The 23976-nt window shown below is 74.4% G+C and carries 21 protein-coding genes; 1 reads left to right on the top strand and 20 read right to left on the bottom strand.

Annotated features, from left to right (window positions below; translation table 11 throughout):
• Positions 1–39: 39 nt before the first annotated feature.
• Positions 40–1365 carry a YkvI family membrane protein gene (locus ACUXPL_RS08345; RefSeq protein ID WP_180535652.1) on the bottom strand — a complete coding sequence of 442 codons (1326 nt, stop codon included), beginning with the start codon at positions 1363–1365 and terminating at the stop codon, positions 40–42.
• 132 nt (positions 1366–1497) lie between these two features.
• Positions 1498–3015 carry a glycerol kinase GlpK gene (gene glpK, locus ACUXPL_RS08340; protein ID WP_454183175.1) on the bottom strand — a complete coding sequence of 506 codons (1518 nt, stop codon included), beginning with the start codon at positions 3013–3015 and terminating at the stop codon, positions 1498–1500.
• 61 nt (positions 3016–3076) lie between these two features.
• Here glpK and ACUXPL_RS08335 point away from each other — a divergent pair, with 61 nt between their 5' ends.
• Positions 3077–4132 carry an alpha/beta fold hydrolase gene (locus ACUXPL_RS08335; RefSeq protein ID WP_454183173.1) on the top strand — a complete coding sequence of 352 codons (1056 nt, stop codon included), beginning with the start codon at positions 3077–3079 and terminating at the stop codon, positions 4130–4132.
• Positions 4133–4140: 8 nt separating this feature from the next.
• Here ACUXPL_RS08335 and ACUXPL_RS08330 read toward each other — a convergent pair whose 3' ends face one another.
• The 18 genes from ACUXPL_RS08330 to aroC form a co-directional block, all read right to left on the bottom strand.
• Positions 4141–6204, bottom strand: a complete 2064-nt coding sequence (locus ACUXPL_RS08330) for a primosomal protein N' family DNA-binding protein (RefSeq protein WP_454183373.1) — start codon at positions 6202–6204, stop codon at positions 4141–4143.
• A 112-nt stretch (positions 6205–6316) separates the two neighbouring features.
• The gene (gene metK / locus ACUXPL_RS08325) at positions 6317–7579 is read right to left on the bottom strand and encodes a methionine adenosyltransferase (protein WP_454183172.1); all 1263 of its coding nucleotides are present in this window, start codon (positions 7577–7579) and stop codon (positions 6317–6319) included.
• Positions 7580–7594: 15 nt separating this feature from the next.
• Entirely contained in the window at positions 7595–8881 is a 1287-nt protein-coding gene (coaBC, locus tag ACUXPL_RS08320; protein ID WP_454183170.1) for a bifunctional phosphopantothenoylcysteine decarboxylase/phosphopantothenate--cysteine ligase CoaBC, read from the bottom strand.
• 7 nt (positions 8882–8888) lie between these two features.
• On the bottom strand, positions 8889–9329 hold the full coding sequence (rpoZ, locus tag ACUXPL_RS08315) for a DNA-directed RNA polymerase subunit omega (protein WP_180535657.1): 441 nt from the start codon (positions 9327–9329) through the stop codon (positions 8889–8891).
• 66 nt (positions 9330–9395) lie between these two features.
• Positions 9396–10046 (bottom strand): guanylate kinase, encoded by a 651-nt coding sequence (gene gmk, locus ACUXPL_RS08310; RefSeq protein WP_010078602.1) that lies wholly within the window; start codon positions 10044–10046, stop codon positions 9396–9398.
• A 71-nt stretch (positions 10047–10117) separates the two neighbouring features.
• Entirely contained in the window at positions 10118–10432 is a 315-nt protein-coding gene (gene mihF / locus ACUXPL_RS08305) for an integration host factor, actinobacterial type (protein WP_454183168.1), read from the bottom strand.
• A 138-nt stretch (positions 10433–10570) separates the two neighbouring features.
• A complete protein-coding gene (pyrF, locus tag ACUXPL_RS08300; RefSeq protein ID WP_454183166.1) occupies positions 10571–11458 on the bottom strand; it encodes an orotidine-5'-phosphate decarboxylase in 888 nt (295 codons plus the stop codon).
• Positions 11455–14760, bottom strand: a complete 3306-nt coding sequence (gene carB / locus ACUXPL_RS08295) for a carbamoyl-phosphate synthase large subunit (RefSeq protein WP_454183164.1) — start codon at positions 14758–14760, stop codon at positions 11455–11457. The genes pyrF and carB overlap by 4 nt, the downstream gene beginning before the upstream one ends.
• Positions 14761–14763: 3 nt before the next feature.
• Positions 14764–15948, bottom strand: coding sequence for a glutamine-hydrolyzing carbamoyl-phosphate synthase small subunit (gene carA / locus ACUXPL_RS08290; RefSeq protein WP_454183162.1), 1185 nt, complete (start codon positions 15946–15948; stop codon positions 14764–14766).
• A complete protein-coding gene (locus ACUXPL_RS08285) occupies positions 15945–16571 on the bottom strand; it encodes a PH-like domain-containing protein (RefSeq protein ID WP_454183160.1) in 627 nt (208 codons plus the stop codon). Before ACUXPL_RS08285 ends, carA begins: the two co-directional genes overlap by 4 nt.
• On the bottom strand, positions 16568–17947 hold the full coding sequence (locus ACUXPL_RS08280; RefSeq protein ID WP_454183158.1) for a dihydroorotase: 1380 nt from the start codon (positions 17945–17947) through the stop codon (positions 16568–16570). The genes ACUXPL_RS08285 and ACUXPL_RS08280 overlap by 4 nt, the downstream gene beginning before the upstream one ends.
• Positions 17944–18927 carry an aspartate carbamoyltransferase catalytic subunit gene (locus ACUXPL_RS08275; RefSeq protein ID WP_454183156.1) on the bottom strand — a complete coding sequence of 328 codons (984 nt, stop codon included), beginning with the start codon at positions 18925–18927 and terminating at the stop codon, positions 17944–17946. Before ACUXPL_RS08275 ends, ACUXPL_RS08280 begins: the two co-directional genes overlap by 4 nt.
• Before the next feature lie 3 nt (positions 18928–18930).
• The gene (pyrR, locus tag ACUXPL_RS08270) at positions 18931–19539 is read right to left on the bottom strand and encodes a bifunctional pyr operon transcriptional regulator/uracil phosphoribosyltransferase PyrR (protein WP_454183154.1); all 609 of its coding nucleotides are present in this window, start codon (positions 19537–19539) and stop codon (positions 18931–18933) included.
• Between the two features lie 169 nt (positions 19540–19708).
• Entirely contained in the window at positions 19709–20161 is a 453-nt protein-coding gene (gene nusB / locus ACUXPL_RS08265; protein ID WP_049145306.1) for a transcription antitermination factor NusB, read from the bottom strand.
• Positions 20154–20717, bottom strand: coding sequence for an elongation factor P (gene efp / locus ACUXPL_RS08260; protein WP_180535667.1), 564 nt, complete (start codon positions 20715–20717; stop codon positions 20154–20156). The genes nusB and efp overlap by 8 nt, the downstream gene beginning before the upstream one ends.
• A 120-nt stretch (positions 20718–20837) precedes the next feature.
• A complete protein-coding gene (aroB, locus tag ACUXPL_RS08255; RefSeq protein WP_257643110.1) occupies positions 20838–22007 on the bottom strand; it encodes a 3-dehydroquinate synthase in 1170 nt (389 codons plus the stop codon).
• On the bottom strand, positions 22004–22708 hold the full coding sequence (locus tag ACUXPL_RS08250; protein ID WP_454183151.1) for a shikimate kinase: 705 nt from the start codon (positions 22706–22708) through the stop codon (positions 22004–22006). Before ACUXPL_RS08250 ends, aroB begins: the two co-directional genes overlap by 4 nt.
• Positions 22705–23940 carry a chorismate synthase gene (gene aroC, locus ACUXPL_RS08245; protein WP_454183371.1) on the bottom strand — a complete coding sequence of 412 codons (1236 nt, stop codon included), beginning with the start codon at positions 23938–23940 and terminating at the stop codon, positions 22705–22707. The genes ACUXPL_RS08250 and aroC overlap by 4 nt, the downstream gene beginning before the upstream one ends.
• Positions 23941–23976: the final 36 nt, after the last annotated feature.

Genomic DNA, 23976 nt, shown 5'->3' with positions numbered 1-23976 from the left:
GGCCGCTCCGAGACGCCGTGCCCGGCCGGTGAGGCGCGTTCAGGCGGAGTGGCTGCCGCCTGCCGGACGCTCGGGCCCGGCGTCGGGACCGGGGCGCACCTCGTCGGAGGTGACCGCGTCGTCCTCCTCCAGCACCTGGGCGACCTCGTCCTCGAGGGCCTCCGTCACCGCGCCCGGGGCCGCCACGGAGTCCCCGACCGCCTCCTGCAGCTGCACGGCGTGCTGGGCCGTGAAGGTCTTCTCCGGATGCTCACGCAGGCGGAGCAGCGCGAGCAGGCGCAGACGCAGCCCCGACTCGGCGGAGATCTGCCGGCGGTGGGTGAGCCACCAGACGAGGAGCACGAGCGCGAGCACGATGCCCAGGTGGCCCAGCGCCGGGTAGACGACGTTCATCAGGTCGCCGAAGCCGACGAAGCTCACCGCGAAGGCCAGCAGCGTGACACCGGCGAACACGGGGCGGTAGCGGCCCGGATGGTCGGCCGTGAGGCGGCGTCCCAGCGCGTAGAACATGCCGATCGCGGTGTTGTAGATCATCAGGTAGATCACCACGACCATCGCCCAGCCCAGCCAGGGCGCGATCGAGGCGAACAGCTGCAGCATGGGGACGTCGGCGCGGCCGATCTCGGCGTAGCCGAGGTAGAGCAGCATCGAGGCCATCAGGAGCAGGACGGTGTACATCAGGCCGCCGGTGAGGCCGCCGAGGAACGCCTCACGGGGGTGGGTGATGGACCCGCCGATCACGAGGCACATGGACACGGCCATCACGACGACGAGGCCGAAGTAGTTGACCGAGGACAGCCACCACGGGTCCACCGGCGTGGTGGCCTGGACGGCGAGGGACTCGTGGGCGGTGAAGCCGCCGTCGCGGGTGACCAGGACGTGGACGAACCCGGCCACGACCGCGACGATCACCAGGGGCGTGATCAGGGAGATGATCGCGGAGACCTTCTCCACGTCCAGCATGCCCGTCACGACCACGAGCAGGGTCATCAGGGTGGAGCCCGCCCACGTCGGCCAGCCGAACTGCTGGGCCAGCGTCGAGCCCGCTCCGGCGAGCATGACGACGCCGATCGCGAAGAGCGTCACCGTCACCACGACGTCCAGGATGCGGGCCATCACGGGGTGCGAGACGCTGCGGAAGACGACCTTGTGGTCGGCCGCGAGGAACACGCTGCCCAGCTGCAGGATGACGGCGCCGCCGGCGGTGACGAGCAGGCCGGCCAGGCCCGCGCCCACGATGCCGATCCAGCCGAAGCCGACGAAGTACTGGATGACTTCGGCGCCGGTGGCGAAGCCGGCGCCGACCAGGAGGCCGACGAAGGCGAGGGCGATCTTCAGGGATCTGAGGGCGACGGGGTGCTGCACGCACGGACCTTTCGTGGGGGACGGGGCGCGCCCGTCCGGGCCCCGGGGCTGGGGGACGGGCCGGAGTACGGTAGGCACGCGCGCGCCGTCGTGGCCAGAACCGGGAGACGACGGGTTCCGGACAGCGTGGCCTCAGGCCCACCCCAGGGAGGCCTCGACGGCGTGGGACCACCGCGCGAGCAGGCGATCGCGCTCCCCCGCCTCCATGGCCGGCTCCCACCGGCGGTCCTCGCGCCACAGCCCGGCCAGGGTGTCGAGGTCGTCCCACACCCCCACGGCCAGGCCCGCGGCCCAGGCCGCCCCCTGGACCGTGGTCTCGGTGACGCCGGGCCGGACCACGGGCACCCCGAGGATGTCCGCCTGGAACTGGAGCAGGGCGTCGTTCACCGTCATGCCGCCGTCCACGCGCAGCGTTTCGACGCGTCGGCCGGTGTCCGCGGCGAGCGCCTCGAGGAGGTCGCGGCTCTGGTAGGCCGTGGCCTCCAGTGCGGCGCGGGCCACGTGGCCGCGGGTGGCGTGGCCGGTGAGTCCGGCGATCACGCCGCGGGCGTCGGCCCGCCAGTGGGGCGCGTAGAGGCCGGAGAAGGCGGGGACGATCACGACGCCGCCGTTGTCGGGCACGGACGCGGCGGCCACCTCCACCTCGGCCGAGGTCGAGATCAGCCCGAGCCCGTCCCGCAGCCACTGGACGAGCGAACCGGCCACGGCCACCGAGCCCTCCAGCGCGTAGTGCAGCGGGCCGCCCTCCCGCTGGTACGCCGCGGTCGCGATCAGGCCGTGCTCCGACGTCGGGCGTGCGGTGCCGGTGTGCTGGAGCAGGAAGCAGCCGGTGCCGTACGTGTTCTTGGTGTCCCCGGGACGGAAGAGCGCCTGGCCGAACGAAGCCGCCTGCTGGTCCCCCAGCACGCCCGCGACCGGCACGCCCGCGAGCCCCTCGCCGGCGGCCAGGTCGCCCAGGCGACCGATGGAGGGGCGGATCTGCGGGGCCATCGCCGCCCACTGCTCCTCGTCGAACCCGAAGAGGCCGAGCATCTCGGCGGACCACGTCCCCGCGTCCAGATCCATCAGCAGCGTGCGGGAGGCGTTGGTGACGTCGGTGACGTGTTCGCCGCCGCCGGTCGCGCCGGTGAGGTTCCAGACCAGCCAGGCGTCCATGGTGCCCACCCGCAGCCGGCCGGACCGGCTGAGCTCGCGGGCCTCCGGCACCTCGTCCAGCAGCCAGCGGATCTTCGAGGCGGAGAAGTACGCGGTCAGCGGCAGCCCGGTGCGCTCGCGGGCGGCGGGCTCGTGGCCCGCGGCGACCAGGCGTGCCACGGCGTCGGCGGTCCGGGTGTCCTGCCAGACGATCGCCCGGTGGACGGGGCGGCCGGTCGCCGCGTCCCAGGCGACCACGGTCTCACGCTGGTTCGTGATGCCGACGGCGGCCACGTCGCCCGCGCCCACGCGCGCCCGGGTGAGCGCGAGCGAGATGAGCTCACGCACGGCCTCCCAGATCTCCACGGGGTCGTGCTCGACCCAGCCCGGCGCGGGGAAGTGCTGCGCGTGCTCGCGCTGGGCGGCTCCGCGCACCGTGCCCGCGGCGTCGAAGACCGCCACGCGGGTCGAGGTGGTGCCCTGGTCGACGGCGACGACGTGCTCGGCTGCGCTCATGCCCTCGACCCTAGCGGGGGCGCACCGCCGCGGCGGCCGACGGCCTGGCTAGGGTGGGGACGTGCCTGTCCCGACGCCGCCCGCCGCCCTGGGCCCGCCCGTCCGCCTGCGCGATCTGCTGCGGCCGCCCGCGGCGCCCGCCGATCCCCGCGTGCTGACGGGCCACCGCGCCCGGACGCCCCGCCGGCGCACCCTGGCCGTCCCGGATCCCGTCAGCGGGACCCCGTCGTCCGTGGCCGTCTGGGAGTACGACCCCGTTCCGGAGGCCGCGCCGGGATCGCCCGGGGCACCCGAGGGGGCCGCGGCCGCGGCCCCGCTGGTGTTCGTGCACGGCTTCCGCGGGGACCACCACGGCCTCGCCCTGCTGTCCGACGCGCTCCCGGAGCATCCGATCCACTCGATCGAGCTGCCCGGCTTCGGGGCCTCGGAGCCCTTCCCCCGCGCCGAGCACACCGTCGCCCATCACGCGGACGCGGTGGCCGCCGCCGTCGCCGCCCTGGGTCTGCCGACGACCCCCGTGCTGGTCGCGCACTCCTACGGGACGACGGTGGCGGCCGAGCTGGTCGCCCGGGACCCGTCCCGATGGGGACGGCTGGCCCTGCTCAACCCCATCGCCGAACCCGCGCTGCAGGCGTCCGCGTCCGTGACGAGCCGGGTGCTGGCCGCCGTCGCCGAGGGGTACTACGAGGTCGCCGCCCGCCTGCCCGAGCGCCCGGCGCGGCTGCTGCTGGGCGCGCCGCCGGTCGTGTGGGTGACCACGCTCGCCATGACCCGCACCAGGGACAGGGATGTCCTTGCGTACACCCATGACCAGCACCGGCGCCACTTCTCGGGCTTCGCCTCCGCGCGCATGCTCTCCGAGGCGTACCGCGCCTCGAGCACGGGCTGCGTGGCCGACGTCGCCGCCCGCCTCACCCTGCCGGTGCTGCTGGTCGCGGGGCGGGAGGATCCGCTGGGCTCGGTGCCGGCACAGGAGGCGCTCGCCGCGGCGATCGATGACGCGGGCGGCACGGCGGAGCTGCACGTCCTCGACGGCGTCGGGCACCTGTTGCACTACGAGCGGCCGGCCGCCTGTGCGGCGCTGATCCGCGACTGGCTCCGCCGCGCCGGCCGCTGACGCGCTCCTCAGAGCACCCCGGCCGGGTCGAGCCGCACCCGCACCGGGGCGGTCTCGCGCCGGGCGCTCGCCGCGGACCGGGCAGCGCGCAGGGCGCCGACGGTGGCCTCGGCCGCCGCGTACGGGAAGATCAGCAGGGCGCGGGAGCGGGTCTCGTCGGCGGGGTCCGGCACCGGCCCGATCCAGGGCAGCCGCGCCGGGCCGCCGTCGAGCGGGGCCGAGTGCGGATCCTCGTGGACGTCCTCGTCCGGCCGTTCCCGGCGGGCGGCCTCCACGAGCTCGAGGTACTCCGCGACGGCGGCGGCCTCCCCCGTGACCTCTGCGAGGCGGCCGGCGGGAGGCAGGTGCAGCTCGCGCCGCTCGGCAACCTGGCGCGCGGCGAAGCCGTCGGGGTCCCGGCGGACGAGCGCGTTCACCGCCTCCCCCGCGTCCGCGGTGACCACCACGACGCCCCCGGCGGAGGCGGGCCGGACCAGGCAGGCGGCCGCGAGCCAGCGGGCGAGCACCCGGCCCGGCACGTCGAGGCCCTCGCGCTGGAGCTGGCTGTCCCCGTCGAGCAGCAGGGCGGCCGCGTAGCCGTCGGGCGTCACCGGCTCGGCCCCCACGGTCGCCACCACCAGGGAGGGCCCGGGCGGCACCGAGCCGAGCATGTGCTGCGCCGAGGAGGCGTGCACGGGCACGCGCGGGAACGCCCGGCCCAGCTCCTCGGCCGTGCGATCCACGCCGCGGGCGCCGGCCCGCAGCGTCGTGCCGCCGCACTCGGTGCACCGGAAGCCGCGCTCCCGGGTGCCGCACCACCGGCAGGCCACCTCCCCGTGCCGGGCGGCCCGCGCGTCGCGGAAGCCCAGCGGCCCCGCACAGACGCGGCAGCGGGCGGGCGTGCGGCACCGCTCGCACACGAGGGCGGGGATGAAGCCGGCCCGGGCCACCTGCACGAGCACCGGGCCCGGCCGGGGCCCGAGCAGCGCGGCGCGGGCGGCGGCCCAGGCGGCCTGCGGCAGCCGGGCCCGCTGCGCGAACGGGTCGCGCGCCGTCTCCCAGGCGTCGGCGGTGGAGACCACCCGCGGCCCGAGCTCCCGCTGGGCCGCACGGGAGGGTCCCAGGTGCAGCAGCCAGCCGGACTCCACGAGCCGTTGCACCGGGACGGACCGGGAGGGCCCGGCGAAGAGCAGCGCCGCGCCGGTCGCGCGGGCCCGCTCCAGCACCACCTCTCGGGCATGGAAGTAGGGCGCACGGGGTTCAGCCCACGCGTCGTCGCCGTCGTCCCAGAGCACCACCAGCCGCAGGTCGCGTACGGGCGACCACACGGCGGCCCGGGTGCCGGCCACGATGCGCCGGGTGCCGCGCAGCGCGGCCAGGTGGGCGCGGTACCGCGGCGTGTTGCCGTCCTCGGAGCCGATCCGCGCGTAGGCGTCCTCGCCCACGTGCTCGTCGAGGGCGGCACAGAGCCGGTCGAGGTCGCGGTGGTCGGGCACGAGCAGCAGGACGCCGCCGCCCGAGGCGGCCACCGTGCGCGCCAGAGCGGCCAGCGCGGCCGCCTCGTCCCATTCGAACAGGCGCGAGGGCACGACGGCGGCCGCCCGCGCGGCGTCCCCGGCCAGCACCGCGGACACGAACGCGGTGCCCCCCTCGAGGGACTCCCACACCGTGGGCACGAGGCCCTCCTCCGCCGCGGGAGGCTCCGGGCGCTCGGCGCCCGTGCCGGTCAGCGTCACGGGGTGGTCCGCCGCGGCCTCCGCGTCCTCCGCCAGGGCGGCCTTCTCGACCTGCGCCACGCGTGGGGGCACCGCGGCCCGCAGCACGTCCGTGACGACGCCGGCCTGGCGGCGGGCCACCGCGCGAGCGGTCGCCAGGACCTCCTCCGTCAGCGGCGGGATGACGGTGAGCACGCCGGTGAGCTCGGTGAGCTGGGCGCCGGTGGCCGGCTCCTGCTCCCGCGAGACGAGCCAGCCCGTCATGGCCCGTCCGCCGAAGCGGACGGACACGCGGGAGCCGGGGACCGCCCGGGCGTCCAGGGCCACGGGCACGAGATAGTCGAACTCGCGGTCCAGGTGCGGCACGGGCGAGTCCAGCAGGACGCGTGCGATCGGCCGCTCCGGCCACCCCTCGGCCCGCTCCGGCAGTCGGGGCGCGTCCTCCGGCTCCGGGAGGGCGAACAGCGCGTCCGTGATGCCCGCCTCCGGGTCAGAGGCCGGCCGCGGCGCGCAGCTGCTCGACGCGGTCCGTGCGCTCCCACGTGAAGTCGGCGTCGTCCCGGCCGAAGTGGCCGTTCGCGGCGGTCCGCCGGTAGATGGGCCGCAGGAGGTTCAGCTCCTTCACGATGGCGGCCGGACGCAGGTCGAACACCGCGTTCACGGCCTCGATGATCTTCTCCTCCGGCACCGTGGCCGTCCCGAAGGTGTCGACGTACAGGCCCACGGGCCGGGCCGAGCCGATCGCGTAGGCCACCTGGAACTCGGCGCGCGAGGCGAGGCCGGCGGCCACCACGTTCTTCGCGACCCAGCGGAGCATGTAGGCGGCGGAGCGGTCCACCTTGGACGGGTCCTTGCCGGAGAAGGCGCCGCCGCCGTGCCGGGCCATGCCGCCGTAGGTGTCCACGATGATCTTGCGCCCGGTGAGGCCGGCGTCGCCCACGGGCCCGCCGATGACGAACTTGCCGCCCGGGTTGATGATGATCCGCATGCCGGAGGTGTCGAGGCCGGAGCGCTCGATGACGGGCCGGATCACGTGCTCCTCCACGTCCGCCCGCAGCTGCTCCTGCGTGACCCACTCGTGGTGCTGCGTGGAGACCACCACGGCCTCGACCGTGGTGGGCACGTGGCCGGGCGCGTATCCGATGGTGACCTGCGTCTTGCCGTCCGGCAGCAGGTACGGCATGGGCGAGTTCTCCGCCCGGCGCACCGCGGTGAGCCGCTCGGAGAGCCGGTGCGCGAGGTAGATGGGCATGGGCATGTACGCCGGGGTCTCGTCCGTGGCGTAGCCGAACATGATGCCCTGGTCCCCCGCACCCTGCTCGTCCACCTCGTCCGCCGAGCCGTACTCGCGGGCCTCGAGGGACCGGGAGACGCCGGCGAAGATGTCCGAGGACTGCTGGCCGATGGAGATGTTCACGCCGCACTGGGCGCCGTCGAAGCCGTTGGCCGAGGAGTCGTAGCCGATGTCCAGGATGGTCTCGCGCACGATCTTGGGGATCTCCACGTACGCCGAGGTGTTCACCTCACCGGCCACCTGCACCAGGCCGGTGGTGGTCAGGGTCTCCACGGCCACCTTCGCCGACGGGTCGGCGGCGAGGATCGCGTCCAGGATGGCGTCGGAGATCTGGTCGCAGATCTTGTCGGGGTGGCCCGCCGTGACGGACTCGGAGGTGAAGAGGCGGAGCTCTCCGCCGCCCACCCCCGAATACGGGTCGGCGTGGCGGGCGGGGCTCAGCGAGGCGGCATCGGTCATGCCACCCAGTCTAGGTCAGCGGCCCGACGCGCCGGCGGGGTCGCGACCGGCGAGGTCATCCACGATCGCCTGCACGACGGCGGCCGCCGCCTGGTCCTTGGAGCCCACGGTCTCCACGGCGGGGCGGCCGTCGGCGAACAGGATGGTCACGGCGGTCTCGTCCCGGCCGAACACCTTGTCCGTGCCGACCTCGTTGACCACGAGCATCTCGCAGCCCTTGCGGTCCAGTTTGGCCCGGCCGTACTCGAGCACGGAGGACGTCGCGTCGCCGGTCTCCGCGGCGAAGCCGACGATGAGCGGGGCCATGGGCCCGCCCTCGGAGCGGGTCCGCACGGCCGTGGCGAGCACGTCCGGGGTGCGCTCGAGCACGATGACGGGCGCGCCGCCGTCGTCGCCCTTCTTCATCTTGGCGTCGGAGACCTCGGCCGGCCGGAAGTCCGCGACGGCCGCCGCCATCACGAGGACGTCGGCGTCGGCGGCCTCCGCCAGCACGGCCTCGAGCAGGTCCTGCGTGGACTCCACGGGCACGACACGCTCGACGCCCTCGGGCGTCGGGACGGACATGGACCCGGCGACGAACCGCACGGTGGCGCCGGCCTCGAGGGCGGCGCGCGCCAGGGCGGCCCCCTGCTTGCCGGAGGAGCGGTTCCCCAGGTAGCGGACCGGGTCCAGGGCCTCGCGGGTGCCCCCGGCCGTGATCACCACGGTGCGACCGGCCAGCGGGCCGGGTGTCGGCGCGGCGTCGGACCCGGAGGCCCGGAGACGGCGCGGGGCGCCCGCGGCCGCGGCGGCCTGCGCACGCTCCCAGATCTCGGCGGGCTCAGGCAGACGCCCGGCGCCGGAGTCGGCCCCGGTGAGCCGGCCCACGGCGGGGTCCACGACCGTGACGCCGCGCTCGCGCAGGAGGGCGACGTTGGCGGCCGTGGCGGGGTGGTGCCACATCTCGGTGTGCATGGCGGGGGCCAGGACGACGGGGCACGTGGCCGTCAACAGCACGTTGCCCAGCAGGTCGGGCGCCATCCCCGCGGCGGTGCGCGCGAGCAGGTCGGCGGTGGCCGGCGTGACCACCACGAGGTCCGCACGCCGGCCGAGCCGGACGTGGTTCACCTCGTCGACCGCCTCGAACGTGTCCGTGCGGACCGGGCGACCGGAGAGGGCCTCCCACGTCGCCGCGCCCACGAACTCGAGGGCGTTGGCGGTGGGCACCACGGTCACGCCGTGGCCGGCCTCGGTCATGAGGCGCAGCAGCAGCGCCGCTTTGTAGGCCGCGATGCCGCCGCCGACCCCGAGGACGATCTCCATGACGGGCTCAGGCCTCCGGGGCGTCCTCGGAGGTGCCCTCCTCGGCGCGCACCGTCTCGGCGGCCTCCTCGATGGCGGCGGGATCGCCCATCGGCTGGCGGGCGTCGGACGACTCGAGGGTGGCGAACGGGTCGTCCTCGCCCGGCAGGGAGAAGTCGCCGAAGTCCTCGGCGGCCAGGTCGGCCTCCGGGGTGGCCTCGACGGCCTCGTGGGACTCGAGCAGGTCGGTCTCGATCTCGCGCAGGGCGATGGACAGCGGCTTCTCGTTCAGCTGGGTGTCCACGAGCGGGCCGACGTACTCGAACAGCCCCTCGTGCAGCTGCGAGTAGTAGGCGTTGATCTGCCGGGCCCGCTTGGCGGCGAAGAGCACCAGGGCGTACTTCGAGTCGACCCGCTCCAGCAGGGAGTCGATGGGCGGGTTGACGATGCCTTCGTACTGTTCGGTCACGGGGTCTCCAAAGTCTTCATCTCACTGTCACGTCGGCGCCGGGTGCGGCGTCGGTGCGGCCGGTCCTCAGGCCTCGGTCGGACGGCGCTCGGGGTCCAGCCCCATGAGTCTCACCAGTTCCTCGGCGGCCCGCTCCACGCGGTCGTTCACGACGACGGCGTCGAACTCGGGTTCCGCGGCGAGTTCCAGTCTAGCCGTTTCGAGCCGGCGGCGCTGTTCCTCCGGGCTCTCGGTGCCGCGGCCGAGCAGCCGGGACACGAGTTCCTCCCAGCTCGGCGGCGCCAGGAACACGAAGGTGGCCTCCGGCAGCGCGCGGCGGACCTGGCGCGCGCCCTGCAGGTCGATCTCCAGCAGGACGTGGCGGCCCTGCGCCACAGCCTCCATCACACGGTCGCGCCGCGTGCCGTAGCGGTGGACGCCGTGCACGACGGCCCATTCCAGCATCTCGTCCGCCTCGACGAGGGAGTCGAACTCCTCCGGCGTCGTGAAGTAGTAGTGCACCCCGTCCTCCTCGCCCGGGCGTGCCGGGCGGGTGGTGGCGGAGACGGACAGCCACGCCTCGGGGTAGTGCTCGCGGACATAGGCCGAGACGGTGCCCTTGCCGACGGCGGTGGGGCCGGCCAGGACGGTGACGCCCGGGCCCGGGGGGCGTTCCTGGACGGCGGTGCGGGCCACCGGGACGGCGGGGGCGGGTCCGGGGTCGAACGTGTCGGTCACGCATCCTCCTGGTGGGACGGGCCTCGCAGGCCCTTCACCCGGGCCGGCGCCGACCCGCCGGGGTGTGGGGGTCACCGGCCAATATAGGCGATCAGCGCCTCGCGCTGACGACGGCCCAGGCCGCCCAGCCGACGCCGCGGCGAGATGCCGCACCCCGCCATCGCCTCCTGGGCCCGGACCTCGCCCACGCCCGGCAGGGCCAGCAGCAGGTCCACGGTCCGCAGACGGGCGACGGCGTCGTCGGCGTCCGCGCGCGCGAAAATGTCGGCCAGGCCGACCTCACCGGCGGCGAAGGCCGCCTTGAGCTCCGCCCGCGCCCGGCGGGCCTGGAGAGCCTTCCTTCGGGCCTCCGCCCGCTCCTGCACACTGAGCTGCCGCAACGCCATGGCTCTGACCTCGATGCCTCTCGTTCCTCACCGGCCCCGTCGTGACCCTTCCACGGTCAAGAGCAACGATCACAGCCGATCGAAAGGGAAAATACCATCCCGTCCACACGGCACGGGCGAGCCGGGAGGACGCGAGCGTCACCGCAGGGCGGCGCGATTCGCCTCGATCGTGTCCACCAGCGAGGCCACCGACGGACCCGCGCTCAGGATGCCGCGGGACGAGGTCGCCAAGACCTGCGGCCAGGCCGTTCCGAAGTCGGCCCGCATGCCCGGGGCCGTGGCGCCCTGGGCACCGAACCCGGGGGCCAGCAGGGGCCCGCCGAGGGCCGGCAGGTCCAGGCCGAGGCGGTCCGCCTCGGCGGCCACCGTGGCGCCCAGGACGAGTCCCACCGGCCCCCACGCGTCGTCGCCGCGCAGGGCCGCGTTCTCGGCGGCCGCGGCCGCGGCGATGCGCCGGGCGACCGATCCCTCGGCCGACCCCTCGCCCACGTGCTGGACCTCGCGGCCCTCCGGATTGGAGGTCAGCGCGAGGACGAACACGCCGCGGCCGACCTCGTGGGCGGCGCGGATGGTCGGCACGAGGGTGCCGAACCCCAGGTACGGGCTGAGCGTCACCGCGTCCGCGGCCAGGGGCGAGGCGTCGGAGGTCCACGCGGCGGCGTAGCCGTCCATGGTCGAGCCGATGTCACCGCGCTTGGCGTCCGCGATCGTGAGCACCCCGGTGTCCCGGGCGGCCGCGAGCAGCCGCTCCAGGGCCGCCAGGCCGGCCGATCCGTGGCGCTCGTACAGCGCCACCTGGGGCTTGATCGCCGCCACGCGGGGCCCGTCGGGACCCACCGCCGCCTCGAGGGCGGTCAGGGAGAACGCCTCGAGGCCCGCCGGGGTGTCGCTCAGGCCCCACTGCCGCAGCAGGGCCGGATGGGGGTCCACGCCGAGGCACAGCGGACCGGCCGCCTCCATGGCGTGGGCCAGCCGCCGCCCGAAGGGGGCGCGGGGCCCCGCGCCGCCCGTCGCCGTCGTGGTCACGCCGCGGCCTCCGGCCCGGCGACGGCCTGCTGCAGGCGCGCGTCGTGCTCCTGCAGTGAGGTGACGGACCACTCGTAGGACCGCATGGCCTCGATGGCCTGCAGGCACGCCCCGAACTCGGCCGTGGTCGTGATCACCGGCACGCCGAGCGACGTCGCGGCCGCGCGGATCTCGTAGCCGTCCGTGCGGGCGTCGCCGCCGGAGGGCGTGTTCAGCACGAGATCGACGGTGCCGGCGTGCAGCTGCTCCAGCACGGTGCCCGCGCCGTCCTCGTGCCCGGCGTCGGCGATCTTCGCCACGACCTCCGCGGGGATGCCGTTGCGCCGCAGCACCTCGGCGGTGCCGCCGGTGGAGACCACCTGGAAGCCGAGGTCGACGAGGCGCTTGGCCTGGCCCACGAGGGTGCGCTTGTCCCGGTTGGCGACCGACACGAACACGCGCCCCGAGGTGGGCAGCGGGCCGCCGGCGGCGGACTGGGACTTGGCGAACGCGGTGTCGAAGTGCTTGTCGATGCCCATGACCTCGCCCGTCGAGCGCATCTCCGGGCCCAGCAGCGAGTCGACCACGCGGCCCTCCGCGGTGCGGAAGCGGGTGAACGGCAGCACCGCCTCCTTGACCGCCACGGGCGCTCCGATCGGCAGGGTGCCGCCGTCGTACGCCGTGGGCAGCATGCCGGCAGCGCGCAGATCGGCGATGCTCTCACCGACGCCGATCCGCGCGGCCGCCTTGGCCAGCTGGACGCCCGTGGCCTTCGAGACGAACGGCACGGTCCGCGAGGCGCGCGGGTTCGCCTCGATCACGTACAGCACGTCCGAGGCGAGCGCGAACTGGATGTTGATCAGGCCGCGCACCCCGACGCCGGCCGCGATCCGCTCGGTGGCGCGGTGCACGCGCTCGAGCACGTCCGGGCCCAGGGTGACGGGGGGCAGCACGCACGCGGAGTCACCCGAGTGGATGCCCGCCTCCTCGATGTGCTCCATGACGCCGCCGAGGTACAGCTCGGTGCCGTCGTAGAGGGCGTCGACGTCGATCTCGATCGCGTCCTCGAGGAAGCGGTCCACGAGCATCGGCTGGTCGGGGGTGATCTCCGTGGCGTGCGCCACGTAGTGGGCCAGCGCCTCCTCGGAGTACACGATCTCCATGCCGCGGCCGCCGAGCACGTAAGAGGGGCGCACGAGCACGGGGTAGCCGATCTCGTCCGCCACGCGCTTGGCGTCGTCGAAGGAGACGGCCGTGCCGTTCTTCGGCGCCACCAGGCCCGCGCGCTCGAGCACGAGCGCGAACTCGCCGCGGTGCTCGGCCAGGTCGATGGCCGCGGGCGAGGTGCCCAGGATCGGCACGCCGGCGTCGGCGAGCTGCTGGGCCAGCTTGAGCGGGGTCTGGCCGCCGAGCTGCACGAAGACGCCGCGCACGCCGCCGGAGGCCTCCTCGGCCGCGATGACCTCCAGGACGTCCTCGAGCGTGAGCGGCTCGAAGTAGAGGCGGTCGGAGATGTCGTAGTCCGTGGACACGGTCTCCGGGTTGCAGTTGACCATCACGGTCTCGTAGCCGGCCTCGCGCAGCGCCATGGTGGCGTGCACGCACGAGTAGTCGAACTCGATGCCCTGGCCGATCCGGTTCGGGCCCGAGCCGAGGATGATCACCGACTCGCCCTCGTGCGGGGCGACCTCGGTCTCGAGGTCGTAGCTGGAGTACCGGTACGGGGTGAAGGCCTCGAACTCGGCGGCACAGGTGTCCACGGTCTTGTAGACGGGGCGCACGCCCAGGGCGTGACGCACGCCGCGCACCACCGCCGCGTCCATGTGCCGCAGCGAGCCGATCTGGGCGTCGGAGAACCCGTGCCGCTTGGCGCGACGCAGCAGGGCCTCGTCGAGGACCTCGGCGTCGCGGATCTCGTCCGCGACTTCGTTGATGAGCACGAACTGGTCCAGGAACCACGGGTCGATCGCGGTGGCCTCGAAGGCCTCCTCGATCGTGGCGCCGGCGTAGAGCGCCTGCTGGGTCTGGGAGAGCCGGTCGGTGGTGGCCGTGCGCGCCGCCGCGAGCAGGGCCTGCGGGTCGGCGTCCTGCGGGAATGCGAGCTCCGAGCCCTTCTGCTCGAGCGAGCGCAGGGCCTTCTGCAGGGCCTCCGTGAAGTTGCGGCCGATGGCCATGGCCTCGCCGACCGACTTCATGGTGGTGGTCAGCGTGGGGTCCGCCGCCGGGAACTTCTCGAACGCGAAGCGCGGGACCTTCACGACCACGTAGTCCAGGACCGGCTCGAAGGACGCCGGGGTCTTCTGGGTGATGTCGTTGGGGATCTCGTCCATCGTGTAGCCCAGGGCCAGCTTGGTGGCGATCTTGGCGATCGCGAAGCCCGTGGCCTTCGAGGCCAGCGCCGAGGAGCGGGACACGCGCGGGTTCATCTCGATGACGACGACGCGCCCGTCCACGGGGTTCACCGCGAACTGGATGTTGCAGCCGCCGGTGTCCACGCCGACCTCGCGGATGACGTTGATCGAGATGTCCCGCAGCTTCTGGTACTCGCGGTCCGTCAGCGTCATGGCCGGGGCCACGGTGATGGAGTCACCGGTGTGCACGCCCACGGGGTCCACGTTCTCGATGGAGCAGACGACGACGACGTTGTCGTTCTTGTCGCGCATCATCTCCAGCTCGTACTCCTTCCAGCCGAGGATGGACTCCTCGAGCAGGACCTCGGAGGTCGGGCTGTACTGCAGGCCGGCGCCGCAGATGCGGTACAGGTCGGCCTCGTCGTAGGCCATGCCGGAGCCGAGGCCGCCCATCGTGAACGAGGGGCGCACCACCACGGGGTACTTCAGGTCCTCGACGGCGGCCAGGGCCTCCTCCATCGTGTGCACGATGTGGGACCGGGCCGACTCGCCGCCGGCGCGTTCCACGACGCCCTTGAACAGCTCGCGGTTCTCGCCGAGCTCGATGGCCGCGATGTTCGCGCCGATCAGCTCGACGCCGAAGCGCTCGAGCACCCCGTCCTTGTCGAGGGCGATGGCGGTGTTCAGCGCCGTCTGGCCGCCCAGGGTGGGCAGCAGGGCGTCCGGGCGCTCCTTCTCGATGATCTTGGCGACCACGGCCGGGGTGATGGGCTCGACGTAGGTGGCGTCGGCCAGCTCCGGGTCGGTCATGATCGTGGCCGGGTTGGAGTTGACGAGGACGACGCGGACGCCCTCCTCCTTGAGGACGCGGATGGCCTGGGTGCCGGAGTAGTCGAACTCGGCGGCCTGGCCGATCACGATGGGGCCGGAGCCGATGACCAGGACGGACTTCAGGTCGGTGCGCTTGGGCATGGATCAGGCTCCTTCGGTGGCGGGGGTGGTGGCGGTGCGGTGCTCGGTGAGCAGCTGCACGAAGCGGTCGAACAGGTCGAGGGTGTCGTTGGGACCGGCCGCGGACTCGGGGTGGAACTGCACGGAGAAGGCGGGCCGGTCGAGCAGGCGCAGGCCCTCGACGACCTGGTCGTTCAGGGACCAGTGGGAGACCTCGACGCGGCCGAAGCGCGACTCCGGCGCCTCGATCGGCTCGCCGAGGGGGGCGTCCACGGCGAAGCCGTGGTTCTGGGAGGTGATGGCCACGCGGCCCGTGGCCTTGTCCAGCACCGGCTGGTTCGGGCCGCGGTGGCCGAACTTCAGCTTGTAGGTGTCGAAGCCGAGCGCGCGGCCGAAGATCTGGTTGCCGAAGCAGATGCCGAAGAACGGCAGGCCGGCATCGAGGACCTCGCGCAGCAGCTCCACCTGGGCGTCCGCCGTGGCCGGGTCGCCGGGACCGTTGGACAGGAAGACGCCGTCCGGGTCCACGGCGCGGATGCCGGCCATGTCCGTGCCCGCGGGCAGCACGTGCACCCGGATGCCGCGGGAGGCCAGGTGCCGCGGCGTGGCGGCCTTGATGCCGAGGTCGAGGGCGGCGATCTCGGCGACCGGCTCACCCTCCCAGCCGTGCTCGGCCGGCTCGATGACGTACGGCTGCTCCGTGGTGACGGACTCCGCGAGGCGGGCGCCGGCCATCGACGGCTGGGCGCGCACCTCCGCCAGCAGCTCGGCCTCCGGGCGGGCGGCGTGCTCGCCGGAGAACACGCCCGCGCGCATCGAGCCCTCGGTGCGCAGGCGGCGGGTGATGGCCCGGGTGTCGACCTCGCGGATCCCGACGACGCCGGACGCCTCGAGCTCCTCGTCGAGGGTGCGCTCGGCACGCCAGTTGGACGGACGCCGGGCCGCGTCGCGGACCACGTAGCCGGCGGCGAAGATCGCCCGCGACTCGCAGTCGGCGTCGTTGACCCCGGTGTTGCCGATGTGCGGGGAGGTCTGCACGATGATCTGCCCCGCGTAGGACGGGTCGGTCAGGGTCTCCTGGTAGCCGGTCATGCCCGTGGTGAACACGGCCTCGCCCAGGGTGCGGCCGCGGGCGCCGTAGGCCCGGCCCCGGTGGACGGTGCCGTCCTCGAGGACGAGCAGGGCCAGGTCGTCGGTGGGGGTGCTCATCGGGGGTCTCCTTCTCCTGCGCGGCCGGCCGGGTCGGCCGGGGCGGGGTCGATGATGGTCTGCAGGGCGGCGAGGAGCCGGTCACGGTCCTCGGGGCGGTCGGGGCGGAAGGCGGAGGTGAGTTCGACGTCGCCGAGGCGCCAGCCCCAGGCGACGAGCCCGCCCGGCTCGACGAACTTGCCGGCGATCCCGGCGGACAGGCCGGCCTCGACGAGGTCGTCCGCGGGGATGAACAGGTTGGCGGCCCCGGGGCGGAGCACGAGCAGGCCGCGGTGGGCGCCGGCGTCGTGGACCTCGAGCACCGCGCGCGAGCGCAGGCCCAGGCCGTGCACCGCCACGCGGTCCAGCCGGTCCTCGCGGCGCACCGTGCCCACGTGCATGCCCTCGGCGGACAGCGTCGGCTCGGCGTCGTAGAGGGCCGTCGGCACGGGGGCCGGGGCCGGGATCCCGGCCTGCGCCCGGCGGCGGGCCCGCCACCCGAGGGCCAGCAGGCCGAGCAGCACGAGGACGACGGCCAGGGTGCCCAGGGTCACCGGCAGCCACACGTCCGCGTAGTCCTTCGTCGGGGTCCGCGGCGGGACGGGACGGGCCGCCAGGGCGGCGGCCAGGGGAGTGATGCTCACGCGCGCTCCCCCGTCTCCGTCAGGGCCGGGTGGCGGTACGGCCGGGCGGGGGCGCCGTCGGCGACGACGCGGGCGCCGCGATAGACCGTGTGGCGCACCGCCCCCGGCAGCTCCATGCCCCGGTACGGGCTGTTGCGGGACTTCGTCAGGTGCTGCTCGGGGTCCACGGTGCGGCGGGCCTGCGGGTCCACGAGCACGAGGTTGGCCACGGCGCCGACGCGCGGGACGCCGCGCTCGTCGGCCTGGCCCTGATCGGTCAGGCCGGCGATCCGGGCCGGCGCCGTGGACATCACGCGGGCGACGCCCGCCCAGTCCATCAGACCGGTGTCCACCATCGCCTGCTGCACCACGGACAGGGCGGTCTCGAGGCCCGTCATGCCCATCGCCGCGACCGTCCACTCGCACTGCTTGGTCTCGGCGGTGTGCGGGGCGTGGTCGGTGCCCACGGTGTCGATGGTGCCGTCGGCCAGGCCGGCGCGCAGGGCCAGGACGTCGGACTCGCGGCGCAGCGGCGGGTTGACCTTGAACACGGGGTCGTAGGAGCGGACGAGCTCCTCGGTGAGCAGCAGGTGGTGCGGGGTGACCTCGGCGGTCACGGCCACGCCCTGGGCCTTGGCCCAGCGGATCAGCTCGACGGAGCCGGCCGTGGAGACGTGGCACACGTGCAGGCGGGAGTCCACGTGCTGGGCCAGCAGCACGTCACGGGCGATGATGGCCTCCTCCGCCACGGCGGGCCAGCCGGCCAGTCCGAGGACGCCGGAGAGCTCGGACTCGTTCATCTGGGCGCCGGCGGTGAGGTTCGGCTCCTGGGCGTGCTGGGCCACGAAGCCGCCGAAGGACTTCACGTACTCGAGCGCCCGGCGCATCAGCACGGCGTCGTGGACGCACATGCCGTCGTCGGAGAACATCCGCACGTGGGCCTGCGAGTCGGCCATCGCGCCGAGGTCGGCCAGGGCCTCGCCGGCCAGGCCCACGGTCACCGCGCCCACGGGGTGCACATCGCACCAGCCCGCGTCCCGGCCCAGCCGCCACACCTGCTCCACCACGCCGGCAGTGTCCGCCGTCGGCGTCGAGTTGGCCATCGCGTGGACCGAGGTGAAGCCGCCCATCGCGGCGGCGCGGGTGCCGGTCTCGACCGTCTCCGCATCCTCCTTGCCGGGCTGGCGCAGATGGGTGTGCAGGTCGACGAGCCCGGGCAGCAGCACCAGGCCGGCGCAGTCGACCTCCTCGGGGGTCGGCTCGAGGCCGGCGGCGTGGGCCGCGGCACCCGGGCCGAGGGCGGCGATCCGGCCCTCGGCGATGAGCACGTCGGCGGTCTCGCCCGTGGTCAGGCGCGCGCTGCGCAGCAGCAGGGGGGCGGGGCTGAGGGCGCTCACGGGCGGACCTCCTGGTCGTGGTTGAGGACGAGGTGCAGGACCGCCATGCGGACGGACACGCCGTTGGCGACCTGCTCGAGGGCGGTGTTGCGGGGCGAGTCCGCCGCCGCCGGGCTGATCTCCAGGCCGCGGTTCATCGGGCCGGGGTGCATGACCACGGGCTCGTCGAGCAGGGCGCCGCGGCCGGCGATGAGGCGGGCGAAGCGGTCGTCGGTCAGCCCCCAGGTCCGGGTGTACTCCCCCGCGGACGGGAAGAAGGCGCCGCCCATCCGCTCGGCCTGGACGCGGAGCATCATGACGGCGTCGGGGCCGGCGTCGAGGGCCTCGTCCAGCGAGTAGGTGACCTGGCACGGCCACGCGGCCACGCCCACGGGCAGCAGGGTGGGCGGCGCCGCCAGGGTGACCTGTGCGCCCAGCGTGCTGAGCAGCCACACGTTGGAGCGGGCCACGCGCGAGTGCAGGATGTCCCCCACGATCACCACGCGCATGCCGGTCAGGTCCCGGCCGACCAGGTCCTCTCCCGTCGCCGCGGCGAGGCGCCGGCGCAGGGTGAAGGCGTCCAGGAGGGCCTGGGTGGGGTGCTCGTGGGTGCCGTCGCCGGCGTTGACGACGGCGGAGCGCACCCAGCCGGAGTCGGCCAGCTGGCGGGCCGCGCCCGAGGACCAGTGGCGCATCACGATGGCGTCCGCGCCGATGGCCTCGAGCGTCTGGACGGTGTCCTTGAGCGACTCCCCCTTGGAGACGGACGATCCCTTCGCGGAGAAGTTGATCACGTCCGCGGAGAGCCGCTTGGCGGCGGCCTCGAAGGAGATGCGGGTGCGGGTGGAGTCCTCGAGGAAGAGGTTCACCACGGTGCGGCCGCGCAGGGCGGGCAGCTTCTTGACCTCGCGCTGGTTGACGGCGGCCATCTCCTCGGCGGTGTCGAGGACGGCGAGGGCGTCGGCGCGGGAGAGGTCGGCGGTGGACAGCAGGTGGCGCACGGCTCAGCCCTCCCTGGTCGCGACGCGGTCGACGATGCTCACGGCGTCCTCGGTGACCTCGCCGGTGCCCTCGGGGCCGTCGATTTCCATGAGCCGGACCTGGACGCGCTCGGCGGTGGAGGTCGGCAGGTTCTTGCCGACGAAGTCGGCCCGGACGGGGAGCTCACGGTGCCCGCGGTCCACGAGGACGGCCAGGCGCACGACGGCGGGGCGGCCCAGGTCGGCGATCGCGTCGAGGGCGGCCCGGACGGTGCGGCCGGAGAAGAGGACGTCGTCCACGAGCACGACGACGGCGCCGTCGAGGGGGACTTCGGGCAGGCGGGTGGGCATCGGGGTGCGGGCCGTGCCGCGGCGGAGGTCGTCCCGGTAGAGGGTCACGTCCACCTCGCCGACGGCGGCGGTGGGGTCGAAGGCCGGTTCGATGCGGGCCAGCAGGGCGCCGAGCCGCCGGGCCAGGGGCGCCCCGCGGCGCGGGATCCCCATCAGGACGAGACCCTCGGCGCCCTTGTTGGACTCGAGGATCTCGTGGGCGATCCGGGTCAGCGCCCGGTCGATCTCGGACGCGGACAGCACGGTCCGGGCAGCACGAGGTGCGGCGGGATCAGTTCCCATGCCGGCGCCTCCTTCCCCGCCTCACAGGACGGCTCTTAAAGGATGCGTGGTTCGTCCCCGGTGGCCTGTGGGCCCCCGCGCGGGACGTCGTCGACTCTACCAGCGGGGCCCGCCCCACGGCGCGGATGACGCGGTGCGGGACGGGCCTCGTGACGGAGCTCTCGGCGGCTCAGGCGAGCAGTGTCGGCTTGACCTGCTGCAGGCGGCCGAGCAGACCGTTGACGAACTCGGGCGAGTCGTCCGTGGACAGCTGGGCGGCCAGGGCGACGGCCTCGGAGATGGCGACGGCGTCCGGCACGTCGTCCTGGAACAGCAGCTCCCAGGCCCCCACGCGCAGGATCGCCCGGTCGACGGCGGGCATGCGGTCCAGGGACCAGCCGCGGGAGTAGGAGCTCAGGGCCTCGTCGAGCCGCTCCTGGTCCGCGATGACGCCTTCCACGAGCCGCTGGGTGTAGGCGTTCACCTGCAGGTCGGTGCTCTCGCGGCGGGTGCGGATGCCCTCCAGCACGGTGGAGCCGCGCTGCTCGGCCTCGAACAGGATCTCCACCGCACGCTGCCGGGAGCGGCTGCGCGCCGTGGTCCCCCGCTTGGCAGCGGAGCCGGCGGAGGCCCGCTCAGTCATTGACGCGGCCGAGGTAGTCGCCGGTCCGGGTGTCGACCTTGACGCGGGTGCCCTGCTCCACGAAGAGCGGCACCTGGATCTCGGCGCCGGTCTCCACGGTGGCGGGCTTGGTGCCGGCGGACGAGCGGTCCCCCTGCAGGCCCGGCTCGGTGTAGGTGATCTCCAGGACCACGGACGCCGGCATCTCGAGGTACAGCGGCGTGCCCTCGTGCAGGGCGATGACCACCTGGGTGTTCTCGAGCATGTACTTCGCGGCGTCGCCGACCACGGACCCGGGCACGGTGATCTGGTCGTAGTCCTTGACGTCCATGAACACGTAGTCCGCGCCGTCCTGGTAGAGGTACTGGTAGTCGGAGCGGTCGACGGTGGCGAACTCGACCTTGGCGCCGGCGTTGAAGGTCTTGTCCACGACCTTGCCCGTGGTGATGTTCTTCATCTTGGTGCGGACGAACGCGCCGCCCTTGCCCGGCTTGACGTGCTGGAACTCGATGACGTTCCAGAGCTGGCCCTCCAGCTTCAGGACGGCGCCGTTCTTGATGTCGTTGCTCGTTGCCACGTGTGTGTGCTCCCGATCGGTCTCGCGGACCGTCACGGGTCCGCCTGCAGTGGGTGGGGTCTTGGATGTGCGCGGGCCAGTCTACGGGAGGCCCTGCGCGGGGCCGGGGTCAGCGGCGGCTCACTCCGCGATCTCCTGGTACGCCGCGAAGAGCAGGGACGCGTCCGGGATGTCCACGGTGGTGGGCTGCGCGAGCCCGTCCAGCAGGACGAAGCGCAGCTGGTCCCCGCGGTTCTTCTTGTCCCGGCGGATGCCCTCGAGCAGGGTCTGCCACCGGTCCCCGCGGTAGGAGACGGGCAGGCCCAGGGCCGTCAGCACCGACCAGTGGCGGTCCGCGGTGGCGTCGTCGAGCCGGCCGAGGGAGCGGGCCAGCTCGGCCGCGAAGACCAGGCCCACGGACACCGCGGCGCCGTGGCGCCACTGGTAGCGCTCGGCGAGCTCGATCGCGTGCCCCATCGTGTGGCCGTAGTTCAGCGTCTCGCGGGCGCCCGACTCGCGGGGGTCGCGGGAGACGACGTCCGCCTTCACCCGGATCGAGCGCTCGATCAGCTCGCGCAGCCGCGCGGAGTGCGGGTTCTGGGCCTGGGCCGGGTCCTCCTCGATGAGGTCGAGGATCGCGGGGTCGGCGATGAAGCCGCACTTCACGACCTCCGCCAGGCCGGAGATCAGCTCGTTGGCCGGCAGGGTGAGCAGCGTGTCCAGGTCCGCCAGGACGCCGGCCGGATTGTGGAACGCCCCCACCAGGTTCTTGCCCTCGGCGGTGTTGATGCCGGTCTTGCCGCCCACCGCCGCGTCCACCATGCCCAGCAGGGTGGTGGGCATGTGCACGACGCGGACGCCGCGCAGCCACGTGGCCGCCACGAAGCCGGCCAGGTCGGACACGGCGCCGCCGCCCACGGAGACGATCGCGTCCGACCGGGTGAAGTCGTTCTGGCCGAGCACCTGCCAGCAGAACCCGGCCACCTGCAGGTGCTTGCCCTCCTCGGCGTCCGGGATCTCGGCGGTCAGTGCGGTCAGGCCCACGGCCTCGAGGTCGTTCTTGACGACGTCGCCGGTCGCCCGGAGGGCGCGCGGATGGATGACCAGCACGCGTCGGACGGTCGGGCCGAGCATGTCCGGCAGGCGCGCGAGCAGGCCCCGGCCCACCACCACGTCGTAGCCGCCGTGGACGGCCGCCTCGTGGCCGCCGGCCACGGGGATGACCGTCACGTCCTCGGGTGCGGCCGGAGCGGCCGCGGGCGCCGCCCCCGGGGTCTCCTGCTCGGTGATGTCCGGCTGACGGTCGGTCATGGGTGTGACTCACTCCTTCGGGGGCGGTGGGCGTCCCCCACGATACGCCAGGCCGCTTCGGCGGCCGTCAGGCCTGTGGTGTCGAGCACGAGGTCGGCGACCTCGCGGTACAGGCCCTCGCGTTCGGCGAGGATGCGCCGCCAGGTCCCGGCGGGGTCGCCGGCCAGGACGGGGCGGCCCGTGCCGCCGCCCACGCGGCGCAGCGCCTCGTCCTCTCCGACCGCGAGGTAGACGACGTCGGAGTCCGGACCGGCCAGCGCGCGGCGGGTGCCCGGATGCACGACGGCGCCGCCGCCGCACGAGAGGACGCACGGGGCGGGACGGCCGAGCACATGGCCGATGACGCGGGCCTCCTCCGCCCGGAACGCGGCCTCGCCGTGCGCGGTGAAGAACTCGGGGATCGGGCCGTGGACCTGGGTGAACAGCTCGTCGGAGTCCACGAAGGGCAGCCCGGTCACGGCGGCCAGGGCCCGGCCGACCGTCGTCTTCCCGGCCCCCATCGGGCCGACGAGGACGACCCGGCGGGCCGGGCGCGCGTCCGGGTCCTCGTCGGCCGCGGCGGCCACCGTGGCCGCGGCCGTCAGGCGCGCCTCGAGGGCGCCGGTCATGCCCTCCCACGGGCACACGGTGACGGGCCCGGGGACGGGACGCGTGCTCGGGTCCGGTCCCGGGGCCGACGCGGTCCCGGGGGTGTCGGTCACGGCAGGGGGTCGCCCATCGGGCCGTCCGCCACGACGTCGGCGCCCGGCTCCGGCAGGGCGGGGACCGCGGCCTGGAACGCCTCGAGGTTGCGGCGCGTCTCGGCCACGGAGTCGCCGCCGAACTTCTCGAGCATCGCATCGGTCAGGACGAGGGCGACCATGGCCTCGGCGACGATGCCCGCGGCGGGCACGGCCGCCACGTCGGAGCGCTGATGGTGGGCCGTGGTCTCCGCGCCCGTGGCGACGTCGACCGTGGGCAGCGCACGCGGCACCGTGGCGATCGGCTTCATCGCGGCGCTCACGCGCAGCAGCTCGCCCGTCGACATGCCGGCCTCGATGCCGCCGGCCCGGTCGCTCGTGCGCCGGGGCCGACCGTCCGCACCGCGGGCGATCCCGTCGTGGGCGGCGGAGCCGCGTCGGGCGGCCGTGGCGAACCCGTCGCCGACCTGCACGCCCTTGATCGCCTGGATGCCCATGAGCGCCCCGGCCAGCCGCGCGTCGAGGCGGCGGTCCCAGTGCACGTGGGAGCCCAGGCCGATCGGCACGCCGTACGCCAGCACCTCCACGACGCCGCCGAGGGTCTCCCCGGCGCGGTGGGCGTCGTCGACCTCGGCGACCATCGCCGCCGAGGTCTGCGGGTCGAGGCAGCGGACCGGGTCGGCGTCGAGACGGGCCTCGTCCTCGGGGACGGGGAACGGGTGGCCCTCCGGCAGGGCCGCCTCCCCGAAGGCCACGGAGTGGGAGACGATCCGCACGCCGAGCTCGCCGAGGAATGCGCGGGCCACGGTGCCCAGGGCCACGCGGGCGGCGGTCTCCCGGGCGGAGGCGCGCTCGAGGAGGGGGCGGGCCTCGTCGAAGCCGTACTTTTGCATGCCGGTCAGGTCGGCGTGGCCGGGCCGCGGGCGGGTGAGCGCCGCGTTGCGGGCCAGACCGTCGAGCTCCTCCGCGGGGACGGGGTCGGCGGCCATCACCTTCTCCCACTTGGGCCATTCCGTGTTGCCCACCTGGATCGCCACGGGCGAGCCGAGGGTGCGGCCGTGGCGGACTCCGCCGAGGATCGTCACCGCGTCCTGCTCGAACTTCATGCGCGCGCCGCGCCCGTACCCCAGGCGGCGGCGCGCGAGCGCGTCCTGCACGTCCTGCGTCGTGACCGGGATCCCGGCCGGCAGTCCCTCAACGATTCCTGTGAGCGCGGGGCCGTGAGACTCCCCCGCTGTCAACCAGCGCACCATGGCGTGCAGTCTCTCACGCACGGGGCACCGCGCCGT

The sequence above is a fragment of the Micrococcus sp. 140720015-1 genome, from assembly GCF_053627595.1.
The sequence above is the reverse complement of the archived record's forward strand: the minus strand, read 5'-3'. Positions and strand labels throughout refer to the sequence as shown.

What these genes read in the sequence shown, in the direction of transcription:
- coaBC (WP_454183170.1), bottom strand. Translation starts at nt 8,881, where the DNA reads ATGGAGATCGTCCTCGGGGTCGGCGGCGGCATCGCGGCCTACAAAGCG.
- aroB (WP_257643110.1), bottom strand. Translation starts at nt 22,007, where the DNA reads ATGACCGACCGTCAGCCGGACATCACCGAGCAGGAGACCCCGGGGGCG.
- nusB (WP_049145306.1), bottom strand. Translation starts at nt 20,161, where the DNA reads ATGACTGAGCGGGCCTCCGCCGGCTCCGCTGCCAAGCGGGGGACCACG.
- aroC (WP_454183371.1), bottom strand. Translation starts at nt 23,940, where the DNA reads ATGGTGCGCTGGTTGACAGCGGGGGAGTCTCACGGCCCCGCGCTCACA.
- metK (WP_454183172.1), bottom strand. Translation starts at nt 7,579, where the DNA reads ATGACCGATGCCGCCTCGCTGAGCCCCGCCCGCCACGCCGACCCGTAT.
- mihF (WP_454183168.1), bottom strand. Translation starts at nt 10,432, where the DNA reads ATGGCGTTGCGGCAGCTCAGTGTGCAGGAGCGGGCGGAGGCCCGAAGG.
- carA (WP_454183162.1), bottom strand. Translation starts at nt 15,948, where the DNA reads ATGAGCACCCCCACCGACGACCTGGCCCTGCTCGTCCTCGAGGACGGC.
- glpK (WP_454183175.1), bottom strand. Translation starts at nt 3,015, where the DNA reads ATGAGCGCAGCCGAGCACGTCGTCGCCGTCGACCAGGGCACCACCTCG.
- carB (WP_454183164.1), bottom strand. Translation starts at nt 14,760, where the DNA reads ATGCCCAAGCGCACCGACCTGAAGTCCGTCCTGGTCATCGGCTCCGGC.
- pyrR (WP_454183154.1), bottom strand. Translation starts at nt 19,539, where the DNA reads ATGGGAACTGATCCCGCCGCACCTCGTGCTGCCCGGACCGTGCTGTCC.